Below are 15284 nucleotides of genomic sequence, written 5' to 3'. Positions count from 1 at the left end.
GGTTAACCATTGAGGGCCGATCGCCTCACCCCATTCGACTATCGGTACCTATATAAAAGGAAAGCGCTGCTCCGGTGCCCGAAGCAACTCTTTGAAAATTGCAATCTTGACATCTCCCACCTGTTGGGGCTAAAACTACAATATGTAGTGGTTGGCCGAGGTTACAGGCCCGACACCTAGTATTACACCCAATAAACAGGCACGTTGTGTGCCCGACAAATATTGCCGGCACCGGAGGACAGGAATCAATGAAGGTCGTCCAATTACAAGCAGAAAACCCGGTTATCACTGAGAAGTGCGCCATGGATGGCGCGCCTACGGACCTAAGGACGGAAATCTCCATACAACCCGCTTCGCTCGACATCTGGGACAAAAAATACCGCTTAAAGAGCAAAACCGGGGAAGCCCTGGACCAGGACATTACCGGAACCTACGCCCGCGTGGCTCGGGCCTTGGCCGATGTCGAGGAAATCCCGGAAAAACGCGAGGAATGGTTCGAAAAATTCTTTTGGGCCCTGCAAAACGGGGCGATTCCGGCCGGGCGCATCATTTCCAACGCCGGCGCCCTGGAGCATAAACCCGCCACCAGCACTATCAATTGCACGGTATCCCGAGCGGTTCCGGATTCCATGGACGGGATCCTGTCCTCGGTGCACGAGGCCGGCCTGACGCTGAAGGCTGGCTGCGTCGCCCCTGGCACCTGGGTCGTCACCGAGCGCGGCTTGGTCACCGCCGATCGGGCGGTCGCCGAGCGCCATGCGCAAATCCTGTGCTACGACCGCGACGCCGGACGGTTTGAGATGCAGACCATATTGCGGCACCTCACCACGCTTGTGCCGCGCGCCGAGAATATCGAGATCGTCTCGAACGGTGCCTCACTCAAGACTTCGATCAAACACCCGGTGCTGGTTTATCGGCATGGCAAGCTGATTTACACGCGGGCCGACGATGTCCGCACCGATGACGCCCTGGTGCATCACCACTTCGCGTGGAGCGCCGAACCGGCGCGCGCACTCGAGGCATGGTTCGCCGGCGCGCACCTGGGCGATGGCAGTGCTTATCCCAAGGCCATGGCCTATAAACCCTCGCGCCAAGCCTGGGCCGCGCGCGCCCAAGCCTACGGTAAACGGCTGGTCTTCAAAATCCGCGCCGCCGAGCGCGAGGTGGTGGAACGCTACGCGGCGTTTTTCCAATCCTTCTGCGGCGCCCAGGCCAAGGTCGTCGCCACCGCCACCGCCAACGGCACGCCGGTATGGGACTACACCGTCGCGAGCTTCGAGGCCACCAACGCCGCCGGGCTCATTGACCATCAGATCGGCGCCAAGTCGGACACGCTGCGGGTGCCGGCCTGGATCAAGACCAACCCCGAGAAATATTTGCTCCCGTTCCTGGCCGGTCTCATCGATACCGACGGCACGGTCAGTAGGGAAACCGGCAGCGCCGGCATCGCCATGCAAAACCCGGACTTCGCCGAGGAGCTTAAAAGCCTGCTCGCCCTGTTCGGCATCCACGGTGCGATCACGCTGCGTACGCCGCGCCCGCATGTTTACAACGGTCATGTTGTCAACGACCACGGCGGCGCCATGCTCAAGATCAGCGACTCGGAGTTTCTTGCCAAGGTCGCCGAACATATGGCCGACAGCGGGAAGCGCGGACGCATTCTCAAGTGCGCCACACAGTCGGGCCAGTACGACACCTATGTATTGCCGCAGACCCTCCATGAGGCGTTGGAACAGGAGCTCCCCGGACTCGGCCACGTCGAGCGCCAGAAACTGGGCTTCTACCACGGCTACCACCGGGCACGCGCGGTCAGCCGCATTTGGCTCGATCGCTGGGAAGCGCGTTTTCCGAACCTTCGCCCCCTTATCGGCCTTGCCCGCACGCTGCGTCCGGTGGAGGCGATCCAGCGCAACCTGGATCTGCCCGAGACCTTCTACGACTTCACTGTCGAGAAGCACAACAACTACTTGGCCGGCAATAATGGCCTAGTCACGATTCATAACTGTGGAATCGGTTACGAGTTCTCTACCCTCCGCCCCAAAGGGGCGTTTGTGAGTGGGGCCGGAGCTTATACCTCCGGTCCCCTCTCTTTTATGGATATCTTCGACGCCATGTGTTTCACCGTCTCGTCCGCCGGCGGGCGGCGCGGGGCCCAGATGGGCACGTTCGACATTGCACATCCGGACATCATGGATTTCATCCGTGCCAAGCGCGAGGACGGGCGGCTGCGACAATTCAATCTCTCGTGCCTCATTACCGATGAATTCATGCAAGCCGTGAAAATGAACACAACCTGGGATCTGCTGTTCCCCGTCAACCGGCATGAATACGAAGACCCCGAGTCGCATATTGTCTGGCGTTACTGGCCGGTGACCGAAGGCTATATCACCAACAACCTTGGCCAGGTAGCCTGCAAGGTATACAAATCCCTCCCGGCACGCCGCCTCTGGGACCTGATCATGGCCTCGACTTACGACTACGCGGAGCCCGGTTTCATCCTGATCGACAAGATCAACGAGATGAACAACAACTGGTTTTGTGAAAACATCCGCGCCACCAACCCTTGCGTGACGGCAGACACGCGCCTGCATACACAGTACGGCCTGGTTCCCATCGGCGAGCTATATGCCGCCGGCGTCCCGCTACAAGCAACGGTTGACGTGCGCGCCCTTGGGCAGGATGGCCGTTGCACAACTGTACGGCCGGCCGTGCCAGCCTTCATGACCGCTCAAGAAGCCGATGTTTACCGGGTGCAGACGGCGGACGGGTACGAGATCAAGGCCACTGCGTGGCACGACTTCTACACTCAGCGCGGCAAGATCAAACTCAAAGACCTGCGTCCGGGCGACGAGCTGCTGGTGCAGTCCGGAAAAGGGCAATTCGGAAAAGAAGGCAATGCCGAACTCGGAGCACTTATCGGTCTCATCGCCGGTGATGGGCACTTTACCAACCGAGGCAAGGGTAAACAGGCTGCCATCGTTAATTTCTGGAACGAAGACCGTGCCTTGGCACCGGTCGTGGCCGGTTATATCAATACCCTGATTGCTGGTCTGGCGGTAAGACCACGCGCCTACCGGGTAGAGCCTGTGGCGGTGCCCGACCGTCACCATGTCTTCCTCCGCTCCGTGCTGCTGGCGCGTTTCCTGGAGCATTACGGGTTCACCGCATCGACCAAATACAAAGTACCCGGGGTCATCTGGCGTGGCACCGAGGACTGCGTCAAAGGGTATCTGCGTGGGCTGTTCCAAACAGATGGGACAGTGAATGCGACCGAGAGTAATAGTTGCTGCACGATTCGTTTAGCTTCTAGCCATCCGGACCTGCTAAAAGAAGTACAAACCTTGCTGGCAAACTTTGGCATCTTTTGCCGTATCCATAAGCGGCGCGAGGCTGCGCAGCGGTCTATGCCGGATGGTAAGGGCGGAAACAAGTTGTACCACTGCTGTGCCGACTACGAACTGATCATTGGTAGCGAGTCACGCGAACGCTTCATGCGCGAGATCGGTTTCTTAGGTGAAACCAAAAACAATCGTTACCGTGTATGGGCACAGGACCGCGCATTGCAGCGAATGGATTCCTTCACCGCGAAAATTACTGAGATCAGCTATATCGGCAAGGAAGCCGTGTTTGACACTACGCAGTCTGACCATAACACACTTGTCTTCAACGGCCTGGTGACAGGGAATTGTGGTGAGCAGCCCTTACCGCAATACGGCTCGTGTTTGCTCGGCTCGGTCAACTTGACCAAGTTCGTGGAAGAACCGTTTACCGACGCGGCGCGCTTTAACTGGGAGCAGTATCGTGAAGTCGTGGCGGTGTTCACCCGCATGCTCGACAACGTGGTCGAGATCAACGGGTTGCCCCTCGAACCCCAGCGGCATGAAATTCACTACAAGCGCCGTCACGGCATGGGCTTCCTGGGCCTGGGCTCGACATTAACCATGCTCAAGATGAAATACGGCTCGCCCGAGTCGCTCGAGTTCACCGAGCGCGTGGCGCGCGAGATGGCCGAGGTGGGCTGGAGAGTGGGCATTGAGCTTGCCGAGGAAAAAGGACCGGCCCCGATTATGGAGGACGAGTTCACCGTTACCGAGGAATTGCTCGTCAAACGCCCGGAGATGCGCCAGCACGGTTATAAAGTCGGCGACAGCATCAAAGGCAAGGTACTGCTCGCCCGCTACAGCCGTTACATGCAGCAGTTCGACGCGTCGCTCACCTCCCGCATTGCCGAGAAGGGCGCGCGCTTCACGCACCATACCTCGATCGCGCCCACCGGCACCATTTCACTGTCGCTCGCGAACAACGCCAGCAACGGCATCGAGCCGTCGTTCGCTCACAAGTACAGCCGTAATGTCCTGCGCGAAGGCAAGAAGAGCAAGGAAAAGGTCGAGGTGTTCTCCTACGAATTGCTGGCTTACCGCTCCCTGGTGAACCCCGACGCCGACCCGGACGCCGAGGGCGGAAGCAACCGGCTGCCGGACTACTTCATCACCGCCGACCACACCAAGCCGCGCGAACACGTGGACGTGCAGGCGGCGGCGCAGAAATGGGTGGACTCCTCCATCTCCAAAACGGCCAACGTTCCCACGGACTTCCCGTACGAGGACTTCAAGGACATCTATCTGTACGCCTATGAGCAGGGCCTGAAAGGCTGCACCACCTTCCGCTTCAATCCCCAGGCCTTCCAGGGCGTGCTGGTGAAAGACAAGGATCTCGAGAACACCACTTACCGCTTCCAGCTGGAGAGCGGCGAGGTGATCGAGGTCAAGGGCAACGAGGAAATCGAATACGACGGCGAGGTCCATAACGCCGCCAACCTGTACGACGCCCTCAAGGAAGGCTATTACGGGCGGTTCTGAAATACCGTAAATTGTGAGTCGTGAACCGTGTCACGACAGGCCGCCAGCGACTCACGACTTACGAATCACGTCTCACGGAGTTTAAACATGGCTATCAAGATCAACGAAAAAATCATGGGCTACGAGGTCATCAAGGAGGAGCCCTTGCGCGCCGAGAGCAACGTCGTGCATATGCACGAGAAGCTCGAACGGCCCGAAATGCTGGTCGGCTCCACCTACAAGATCAAGACCCCGCTCACCGAGCACGCCCTGTATGTCACGATCAACGACATCGTGCTCAACCCGGACACACCCCATGAGAAGCGCCGGCCCTTCGAGATCTTCATCAACTCAAAAAACATGGACCATTTCCAGTGGGTGGTGGCGCTAACCCGCGTCATTTCCGCCGTCTTCCGCAAAGGGGGGGACGTCACCTTCCTGGTTGAAGAGCTCCACTCCGTGTTCGATCCGCGCGGCGGCTATTTCAAGAAAGGCAAGTACACCCCTTCGCTCGTGGCCGAGCTGGGTGATGTCATCGAGCGCCATCTGAAGTTGATCGGCCTCATTCCCGTCGAGCAACCGGATGCAATACGCCAGCAGATCATCGCCGAGAAGCTCGCCGAACTGAAAAAACGCGCCGGCGTGCCGGAAACTATCGCCGGCGAGGCCAGCGTATTTCCGTCCGACGCGTTACTTTGCGTCAAGTGTTCCACCAAGGCCGTCATCATGATGGATGGTTGCATGACCTGTCTCAATTGCGGTGACTCGAAGTGCGGATGACGACTCGAGACGCGCGAAAAATTTCGAAAAAACTGTTTGCAATTTTTTTTCCATTGCCTTAATGTCTTGACACACAGGGTCGATGTGCTAAACATGAAGTGTTTATTGAACACAGATGCTACCGCCCAGATGGCGAGTTGCCGCACCAGCGCAAAGACACCTGCGCGGCGGCGGGCGGAACTAGGATCAACCAAGAGTTAATGGATCGATTGCGAAGCTCGACAACCGGTAGCAAACATACGGCACCCACCAGCGGCAGAGCATGGCTGCCAGGTTCAGTTCTTCCCGTTCTCCTCGTGAATTCAAATGCGCCGACCTCCCGCGTCGTGCGCTCCTCCACGGAATCCGTAAAAAGACGGTCTCAGACTGTCTTTTTTCATTGGCAACGCGCAGTAAGGTCGGGGATTGTTGGCCCCTGACTCCCCCTGCAAGTCCCTTAACCACAATCCAAAGGAGCTTATCATGGCCAAAAAGGCAAAGAAAAAAGCAGCTAAGAAAAAGAAATAACCCGACGGCGAGGGGGATTCCGTGCAGCCGGGCGACCCGCGCTGAGCGCGGGATGACGTCGCAGCATCGGATAACCCTGACCGCCTTCGCAGGCAACATGCCGGTAACACCCGCCCGATGATTACGGGTGGCGAGGTGTTACCGGTTTTTTATTGTCCGGGTCGCCGTATCTGTCTTCCACGACGACGTTCCCGCCCGGTTATTTTCTCAATAACCAACCCTCCCTGGCACAGTAATTATATCCATCTGATTTTTATGGATTTTTTAGGCGATCCGGCCGATGGCCTGCGCCGATATTGTTAACAACGGGGGTTAGGACTCCGGGAGTCACGCAATTCCTGATTCAACGCCGCGAGCCGTTGCGGCGTGCCCACGTCGCACCAGCGACCGGTGTAATGTTCGCCGCTGACCCGGCCTTGCGCCATGGCCGCAAACAGCAAGGGCGCGAGTGGAAATTTGCCGGGGTGACAATCCGCAAACAGCGCATGCGTATAAACACCGATTCCGCTGAACGTGAGCCGCGACTCCCCCGCGGCCAGAAGCCGACCGTGTTGCAGCGAAAAATCACCCTGCGGATGATGATCCGGATTGTTCACCAGCACGAGATGCGCCAGTCCATCCAGTTTCGACGGCAGACGTGTGAACGGGAAATCGGTCCAGATATCGCCGTTGACCACCACAAACGGATCGGTGTCGATCAGGGGAAGCGCCTTGAAGATCCCCCCGCCGGTCTCGAGTCCGCCGCCTGCCTCGTGGGAATAAGCGATGTGCACGCCATATCGGCGGCCATCGCCGAGGGTAGCCGGGAATTTTTCCCCGAGATGAGAATGATTGATGACCAGCTCCCGAAATCCGGCTTCCGCCAACCGCTCGACCAGATGAACGATTAACGGTTTGCCGCCAACCGGCAACAATGGCTTGGGAACGGTATCCGACATCGGGCGCATGCGCTCTCCCCGACCGGCCGCGAGGATCATGACTTTCATCAGCACCTCCAGTGTGCTCCCAGATGAATTGTCACCTTAATCAGCTCCCGGGAGCTTGAGTTCCTGCATCAACGTCAGGAACGGTTGCAGTTCCGGGTAGCGGACGCTGACCTCGTATACATAACCCAGGGTACGCGGGATATCCGGCAGATAGCCCGGCTTGCCGTCGCGATGGCACAGCCGCACGAAAATCCCCGTGGCCTTGATATGACGCTGCACGCCCATCAGGTCAAACCAGCGTAAAAATAGCGCATCATCCCCCCCAACCGCGATATCGGATTGGCGCGCCAGCATCTGATAGTCCCGGATCCAGCTTTCCACGCGGTCGCGCGGCCAGCGGATGTAGCAATCACGCAACAATGACACCAGATCGTAGGTCACCGGACCGAGAACCGCGTCCTGGAAATCGAGAATACCCGGATTGTTTTGCGCGGTGACCATAAGATTGCGCGAATGGAAATCACGATGCACCCACACCCGCGGTTGTGAAAGTGCCTCGCGCACCAACAGGACAAACGTCTGATCGAGCACCGCCTGCTGACGCGAGGACAAGTTAATTCCGAGATGGCGCTCCAGATACCATTCACGGAAGATCTCCATTTCCCGCCACAGCAGCGCTTCGTCATAGTCAGGCAGGAAGCGGGTGGCGGTGGCGGATAACCCGCCTGTCTGGAGCAGCACCATGGCCTCCATGGCATCGCCATACAGACGTTCGACCGTCTGTTCATGGAGATTATTCAAGTACACCCGATCGCCCAGGTCCGTGACAAGATAAAACCCGAGACGGTGGTCCTCTTCCAGCACCTCCGGGACGTTGAGGCCGAGCGTATGAAATCGGCGGGCAATGGCGACATAGGCATGCATGTCGTTCTTGTCCGGCGGCGCATCCATGACGATAAAGGTCTGCTGACCCAGGCTGATGCGAAAATACCGCCGAAAGCTCGCATCCGCCGTGGCCGGCTGTACGTCGAACTTATCCGTGCCGAGTGCGCGAGCGCTCCACTGCTTGAGTGCGACGATTCGATTATCCAAAAGCGGCCCTGCGCCGGTGGCCCGTGGTACCGGAATCACTTGATGGGGAATACATAGTATGCAATTTTATGCCTCCCATCATAAAACAATGACACGCTGGTTCCCATGCTGCAGCCGCGTCCCATTCTCGCTCGCCTGTGCCTGATCAGCATGATGGCAGCGGGGGGCAATCCGGTGGCACAGGCCGTAGAGGAAGGGGTATGCCCCGAACGGCCACCGCGCCTGTCCGCACGCGTCAAGCCCCGCCCTCCCGTGGATCTGCCTACGGAGATTCGTGCACGGGAGCTGCGCTCCACGTTGGGCGATGTCGGCGAATTCACCGGCGATGTGGAATTGCGCCGGGGCCTGCAATCCCTGAGCGGCGATTATCTGCGCTATGAAAAATCGACTGGCCAGGTGGACGCCTCCGGTGACGTCACCCTCCTGGATCACGCCGGGTCCCGCTTCGAGACATCCGAGACGCATTTTAATCTTGATACCCACACCGGTTACACCGGTCCGAGCCGTTTCTATCTGGAGGATGCCCAGGCCAGGGGGGACGCGGAACGGGTTGACTTTGAAGGACCGAACGATACCCGTCTTACGCGCGTGCGCTACACCACGTGCGTGCCGGGCCAAAACGACTGGTTTCTGAATATTCGCGAACTGAAACTCGACACCGAGGAAGACATTGGCAAGGCTTATCATGCCACCGTGAATTTTCTGGGCGTGCCGGTCTTTTATCTGCCCTATCTCTCTTTTCCGATATCAGATCAACGCAAGTCAGGATTTCTCATTCCACAACTGGGATATTCCACCAAACGCGGGGCGGAAGTAGCGGCGCCTTATTACCTCAATCTCGCTCCCGATTACGATGCCACCGTGACGCCACGGTACATGTCCAATCACGGATTGCAGTTACAAAACGAATTTCGCTACCTTACCCCGCGCTCGGAAGGCAGACTCCAATTCGAAGTGCTTGCGGGTGACCGACTGGAGAATGGGGATAATCGGGCGTCGGGCATCTACCAGCACAAACATGCTTTCAATCCGCTCTGGTCAGGTTATATCGATGTGCGCGGGATCTCGGACAAAAACTACTTGGAAGATTTCAGCGACCACCTCGGCGTCACCAGCCAGACTCATTTGCCGCAGAATGCCGAGCTGAATTACCGCGGCCCGCTGTGGACATTCGGCGCCCGTGCCGCGGATTACCAAACCATCGACCGTACCATCCCGCCCGCCGCGCGTCCTTACGCACGTTTGCCGCAGCTTAACTTGTTGCTCAACCGACCCGTGATGCCGAACCGCGTGAATTATTATTTCGAAAGTGAAGCGAGTTATTTTGAGCGTGATGCCAGTGTCAGCGGCAGAAGAGTGAGCTTGAGTCCTGCCGTTGGTTTCCCGCTGGCCAACAGCTACAGTTATCTCACCCCTAAAATCGGCGTGCGAAACCTTGCCTATCACCTCAAGGACGCATCGGTTGACGAGTCACCGTCCCTGTCACGGGGGGTTTTCAGTCTCGACGGCGGGTTATTCTTCGAACGCGACTCCCGGTGGGGTGAGCGACGCTATACCCAAACTCTCGAGCCGCGGCTCTTCTATCTTTACATCCCGGGAAAGAACCAGGACAACCTGCCCAATTTCGATACGGGGTTGCCGGAGCTTACATTCGCCAACCTGTTCCGCGAAAACCGCTTCGCGGGCGGCGACCGCATCGGCGATTCCAACCAGATCACGGCCGCCGTGACCACGCGCTTCATCGACGAGGAAGACGGCAGCGAGCGCGCCCGCGCCAGCATCGGCCGGATCTATTATTTTTCCGATCGCGAGGTCAACCTCCCGGCCGGGACCACCAGCGCCGCGGCCTCGGACATCGCCGGGGAAACCTCGGCCACTCTGGTTGGCAATTGGCATGCCCGCGCCAATGTCCAGTGGAACAGGCAGGAAAGTCACGCGCAAAGATACAACTACTACCTCCAATACAATCCCGCGAAAGACCGCATCGTGAACGCCGGCAAGCGTTTCTCGCGCGGTGAATTGGAACAAACGGATATATCGGCGGAGTGGCCGATCGCCGGCCGCTGGACCTTCCGCGGCCGTTCGCTGTATTCGCGCCGGGACCGCCACAACGTGGAAAGCTATGTCGGGGCGGAATACAACGCTTGCTGCTGGGCGCTGCGCCTTTTGGCGGGACGGCGGCTGTCGTTTGACGCCAACAGCGCCCCTATCCAGGCCACGCATATCTTGTTCGAATTGCAATTAACCGGCTTCTCCAAACTCGGTCGAGTCCCCGACAGCCCGTTGCGCGAGAGCGTGTTTTCGTTCCCGTCCCGCTACGCGGCGCCAGGATACTCCGTTCCCTAGCGAACAGCCGGGGACGGATGGGTTGCGGCAAGGCCAACGCAGATTTATTCGAGAGACATGTTCCCAAGCGGACCGACACCCTGGAATCGCGCTACCTTCCCCACGGGTTCCGCTGGCGGGTTCGTGTTATCCTTGCGTCGTTTCAGCCCCGTTTCAGAGCCATACAGCCCGTGTCCACAAACCGAAATATGAATCTTGCCGCCAAATCAATCGCCGCCGGTTGGATAGTGCCGGTGCTGGCGCTGTTGGTGCCGACCACGCTGACAGTCGCCGCGCCCGAACGGTCGTCTCCCCGTGAGATCGACCACATCATCGTCATCGTCAACCAGGACGTCATCACCGACAGCGAACTGAGCCATCGGCTGGATGACACCAAGAAACAGCTCGCACTGGAGAAAATCAAGACTCCGCCGGACCCCGTGCTCAGAAAACAGTTGCTCGAGCGAATGGTGCTCGAACGCCTGCAGCTTCAGCTTGCCGCCCAGCTCGGAATCCGCGTCAGCGACACCGACGTGGATCAGGCCATTGAATCCATCGCCCGGAGCAACAACCTGAGCGTGGAGGCATTTCGCGATACCCTCAAAAAAAGCGGGATCGACGCTGCGTCACACCGCGAGCAGATCCGCGCGCAGATCATGCTCCAGCAACTTCAAGATCGCGAAATAGCCAACCGGATAAACGTCACGCAAACCGAGATCAATAATTTTCTGGAAAATCCTCAAAGCCAGGCAGACATGGGGGTGTCGTATGAACTCGCGCATATCCTGATCGGGATTCCCGAGACCGCCTCGCCCGAGGCGATACAAGCAGCAAAAAAACGCGCGGAGGATATTCATCGTCAACTGAAAGCAGGCGGCAACTTCGAGCAGATGGCGGTAAGTTATTCCCAGGGCGCGGACGCGCTGAGGGGCGGGAACCTCGGATGGCGGCAAGCGGGGGAATTGCCCGAACTGTTTATCGGTGCGCTCAAAAACATGGCGCGCGGCGAGATCAGTGACGTGCTCCGCGGTCCGAACGGCTTCCATATCCTGAAACTCAACGACCAGCGCGGCGATACCCACACCGAGTCGGTGACCCAAACCCATGTCCGTCATATCCTGTTGCGGCCGAGTGAAATCCAGTCGCTGGATGAGGCGCGCAACAAGCTGCTGGCGCTGCGCGAACGCATCGAAAACGGTGATGATTTTGCGGCCCTGGCGCGCGCGCATTCGGAGGACACCGGCACGGCCGCCAACGGCGGCGATCTCGGCTGGGTCAATCCCGGCCAATTGGTGCCGCCCTTTGAAAAGGCCATGAACGCCTTGTCGCCCAACAAGCTGAGCCAGCCGGTTCGCACCTCCTTCGGCCTACACATCATCGAGGTGCTGGACCGCCGCCGGCAAGACGTTACCCAGCAACGCCAGGTGTCCAACGCGCGCCAGCAGATCCACAAGCGCAAGGCCGATGAACGCTTTGAACAATGGGTGCGCCAGCTGCGCGATGAGGCGTATGTGGAATATGTGCAGGAAGACGTGAATTGATGTGTCTGTCCACAGAACCGTGCTGACATAACCAGAACGCCGTGGAGAAATTCCTGAACATTCCCGTCATCGCCCTCACGCCCGGCGAACCGGCCGGGATCGGGCCGGACCTGGCGGTGCAACTTTCCCAGGACCCCCCGGACTGTGCCTTGGTGCTGATCGCCGACCCAATGGTCATGGGTGAACGCGCGCAACAACTGCGTCTGCCCTTCTCACCCCACGAATGGAACGGTCGCGCCCATTCAAAACCCGGTGTCTTCGTGTTGCCGGTCAAGACCGTGCGTCCCGTGATTTCCGGGCAGCTGGATGTGGCCAACGCCCATTACGTTAAAGCAACGTTAAGCATCGCCATCAAAGGATGTCGGGACGGCGAGTTCGATGCGCTGGTTACCGGGCCGGTGCACAAGGGGATTCTCAACGACGCCGGGATTGCCTTCTCCGGGCACACCGAATTTCTGGCGGAGCACAGTGGCGCGCCACACCCGGTGATGATGCTCGCCTGCCCCTCCCTGCGCGTGGCGCTGGTCACCACGCATCTGCCATTGGTGGAAGTCAGCCGGCACATCACCCGGGAACGCTTGTCGGCGGTGCTCGAGGTGTTACATCGCGATCTACGGACAAAATTCAATGTGGCACAGCCCAATATCGAGGTTTGCGGCCTGAATCCGCATGCCGGCGAATCCGGTTATCTCGGGCGCGAGGAAATCGAAGTGATTGAACCGGTGATCCGGGAACTGGTTGGGCGGGGTATGCACCTGCGCGGTCCGGTGCCGGCCGATAGCGCCTTCATTCCATCGCAGCTGGTGGGCGTGGACGCGGTACTCGCGATGTATCACGACCAGGGACTGCCGGTATTGAAGCACCGCGATTTCGCTCACGCGGTCAATATCACGCTCGGCCTGCCGTTCGTGCGCACCTCGGTGGATCACGGCACGGCGCTGGGACTGGCGGGCACCGGCTGCGCGGACGCCACCAGCCTGCGCGCCGCCATCGATGCGGCGTGCGCGCTGATTCAATGACGCATCACCGGGCGAGGAAACGCTTCGGGCAGCATTTTCTTCATGACCGGAGCATCGTCGAACGCATCGTCGCGACATTGGACCCGAAAGCGGGTGAGCGGATCATCGAGATCGGCCCGGGCCAAGGGGCGTTGACCCGGGAATTGCTTGCCCGCGTGGCGCATTTGGACGCGGTCGAACTGGACCGCGATCTGGTGGCCACCCTCAACACCCGCTTCCCCCCTGACCGGCTCACGCTGCATCAGGCCGATGCCCTCAAGTTCGATTTCTGCCGGCTGGCGGAACCCGGCAACAAGCACCGGCTCGTCGGCAACCTGCCGTACAATATCTCCACCCCGCTGCTGTTCCGCGTGCTGGATCAGCATGCCTGTATCCGGGACATGCTGTTCATGCTGCAAAAGGAGGTCGTGGACCGCCTGAGCGCCGCGCCGGGCGGAAAGGAATACGGCCGGCTCTCGGTCATGATTCAGTACCGCTGCGCGGTGGAAAAATTGTTCGACGTGCCGCCCGGCGCCTTCAAACCGGTACCCCGGGTGGATTCTGCTGTGGTTCGCCTTACGCCGCACGTGGCAGCGCCGGTATCGGTCAACGATCCCGAGCGGTTCGCGACCGTGGTGCGCGCCGCCTTCGCCAGCCGCCGCAAAACCCTGCGCAACAATTTAACGGGGCTGTTGCCCCCGGAGCAGATGCTGAGCCTGGGGATTGATCCGATTCGACGGGCCGAAACGTTGACGCTGGCCGAATTCGCCGCGCTGAGTAATGCAGCGCCCACCCCTTGATTCCAATACTTCGTTATTTCTTATTTTCGGTACTATTTAATGGCAGGCCAGATCAAACACGCTAAACGCGAATCTCACTTGACTATTCATGGTACGGAATTCCAGTATTATGCGGCTTTATAAAGCGACATTTAGGTCGTCTAATTCTCGTTAACCCATTCCCTCCAATTCCCGCATCTTGTCCTCAATCCACGTCTCCGCGCGATCGCGGATCTCTTCCGCGGTCTTGCCGTGAGTTTCAATCACCGGGCCGATGACGACCCGGACGGTACCGGGGCGCTTGAAGAAGCTGCGCCGCGGCCAGAACGTGCCGGCGTTGTGCGCCACCGGCACGACGGGATAACCGGTCTCGGCCGCGAGCACCGCCCCACCGATCCCGTAGCGCCGCCGGGTGCCGGGCGCGACGCGCGTGCCCTCGGGGAACACCACGACCCAGATGCCGGAGCGCAGGCGATCGCGCCCCTGCGCGACGACCTGCTCGATCGCTTTGCGGCCCGAACCGCGATCGATGGCGATCGGATGCAGCAAGGCCAGCGCCCAACCGAAAAAGGGTATCCACATCAATTCGCGTTTCAGCACCCAGGTCTGCGGGGGGAAAATCTCCTGGTACACGATGGTCTCCCACGCCGATTGGTGCTTGGAAAAAATGATCGCCGCCCCCGCGGGCAGGTGTTCGCGGCCCTCGACGCGGTAATCGAGCCGGCAGAGCGTTTTCAGCAACACGACCTGCCACCGCGCCCATTGGCGGATGATGCGATAGCGTACCGGGAAGGGCAGCACCACGGTCAGCAACGACAGCGGAGCATAAATGACGACCGAACCCCACAGCAGCAAGTTGAACAGTACGGAACGGGATCGAGCCAAGTTCAATTCGCGGGCAGTGTGCCGGAAAGGAGGTCGTCGGTGAAGGCCGCCAGGTCGTCGTACACCGGAACGTTCGTCAACGCTTTGCTTTTTTTCTGGGTGCGTTTGCCCTTGCCGGTGCGCACCAGCACCGGACGCGCGGAGACCAGACGCGCGGCCACGATATCGTGCTCGCTGTCGCCCACGGCATACACGCCGTTGAGATTCACCTTCAGCCGGTCCGCGATTTCCTCGAACAGGCCGGGTTGCGGCTTGCGGCAACGGCAGTTGTCTTCCGGCTGGTGGGGACAAAAGAAGATCGCGTCAATTTCACCGCCCTTGGCGCGGACCGCATCGAGCATCTTGGCGTGGATGCGCGCCAGCGTATCCATCTCGAACAGGCCGCGGGCCACGCCGGACTGGTTGGTCGCGACCACGACACGGTAACCCTCGCGGTGCAGCCGCGCGATCGCCTCTAAGCTGCCGGGAATCGGAACCCACTCCTCGGGCAGCTTGATGTAATCGTCCGAGTCGTGGTTGATAACGCCGTCGCGGTCGAGGATGACAAGCTTCATAAAAACTGTGTATAGACAGGATTTACAAGATTAACAGGATTAAGGGAAACAGATCGTGT

At 59.3% G+C, this 15284-nt stretch carries 10 protein-coding genes; 6 read left to right on the top strand and 4 right to left on the bottom strand.

The window, feature by feature from the left end; translation table 11 throughout:
- Positions 1–302: 302 nt before the first annotated feature.
- Both WD823_RS01370 and WD823_RS01365 read left to right on the top strand, forming a co-directional pair.
- Complete coding sequence (locus tag WD823_RS01370; protein ID WP_368427827.1) at positions 303–4859, top strand: LAGLIDADG family homing endonuclease; 4557 nt, start codon at positions 303–305, stop codon at positions 4857–4859.
- Positions 4860–4946: 87 nt separating this feature from the next.
- Positions 4947–5618 (top strand): NrdJb, encoded by a 672-nt coding sequence (locus tag WD823_RS01365; protein ID WP_368427686.1) that lies wholly within the window; start codon positions 4947–4949, stop codon positions 5616–5618.
- Between the two features lie 806 nt (positions 5619–6424).
- Here WD823_RS01365 and murU read toward each other — a convergent pair.
- Together murU and WD823_RS01355 are read right to left on the bottom strand one after the other, a co-directional pair.
- A complete protein-coding gene (gene murU / locus WD823_RS01360; protein ID WP_368427685.1) occupies positions 6425–7111 on the bottom strand; it encodes an N-acetylmuramate alpha-1-phosphate uridylyltransferase MurU in 687 nt (228 codons plus the stop codon).
- A 36-nt stretch (positions 7112–7147) separates the two neighbouring features.
- Complete coding sequence (locus tag WD823_RS01355; RefSeq protein WP_368427684.1) at positions 7148–8143, bottom strand: aminoglycoside phosphotransferase family protein; 996 nt, start codon at positions 8141–8143, stop codon at positions 7148–7150.
- A 105-nt stretch (positions 8144–8248) separates the two neighbouring features.
- Between WD823_RS01355 and WD823_RS01350 the strand changes: the two genes are divergently transcribed.
- The 4 genes from WD823_RS01350 to rsmA all read left to right on the top strand — a co-directional run bounded on the left by WD823_RS01350 (position 8249) and on the right by rsmA (position 13807).
- Positions 8249–10489 (top strand): LPS-assembly protein LptD, encoded by a 2241-nt coding sequence (locus WD823_RS01350; RefSeq protein ID WP_368427683.1) that lies wholly within the window; start codon positions 8249–8251, stop codon positions 10487–10489.
- Between the two features lie 170 nt (positions 10490–10659).
- Positions 10660–12009 carry a peptidylprolyl isomerase gene (locus WD823_RS01345; protein ID WP_368427682.1) on the top strand — a complete coding sequence of 450 codons (1350 nt, stop codon included), beginning with the start codon at positions 10660–10662 and terminating at the stop codon, positions 12007–12009.
- Between the two features lie 41 nt (positions 12010–12050).
- Complete coding sequence (pdxA, locus tag WD823_RS01340; protein ID WP_368427681.1) at positions 12051–13028, top strand: 4-hydroxythreonine-4-phosphate dehydrogenase PdxA; 978 nt, start codon at positions 12051–12053, stop codon at positions 13026–13028.
- Positions 13025–13807 carry a 16S rRNA (adenine(1518)-N(6)/adenine(1519)-N(6))-dimethyltransferase RsmA gene (gene rsmA, locus WD823_RS01335; protein ID WP_368427680.1) on the top strand — a complete coding sequence of 261 codons (783 nt, stop codon included), beginning with the start codon at positions 13025–13027 and terminating at the stop codon, positions 13805–13807. Before pdxA ends, rsmA begins: the two co-directional genes overlap by 4 nt.
- 150 nt (positions 13808–13957) lie before the next feature.
- Here rsmA and WD823_RS01330 read toward each other — a convergent pair whose 3' ends face one another.
- Both WD823_RS01330 and gmhB read right to left on the bottom strand, forming a co-directional pair.
- The gene (locus tag WD823_RS01330) at positions 13958–14671 is read right to left on the bottom strand and encodes a lysophospholipid acyltransferase family protein (RefSeq protein ID WP_368427679.1); all 714 of its coding nucleotides are present in this window, start codon (positions 14669–14671) and stop codon (positions 13958–13960) included.
- A 2-nt stretch (positions 14672–14673) separates the two neighbouring features.
- A complete protein-coding gene (gene gmhB / locus WD823_RS01325; protein WP_368427678.1) occupies positions 14674–15225 on the bottom strand; it encodes a D-glycero-beta-D-manno-heptose 1,7-bisphosphate 7-phosphatase in 552 nt (183 codons plus the stop codon).
- Positions 15226–15284 lie beyond the last annotated feature (59 nt).

It is taken from the genome of Sulfuricaulis sp. (assembly GCF_040901545.1).
In the GTDB taxonomy this organism is placed as follows: Bacteria; Pseudomonadota; Gammaproteobacteria; order Acidiferrobacterales; family Sulfurifustaceae; genus Sulfuricaulis.
Note: the sequence above shows the minus strand (reverse complement) of the source record. Positions and strands in the feature narration are given on the sequence as shown.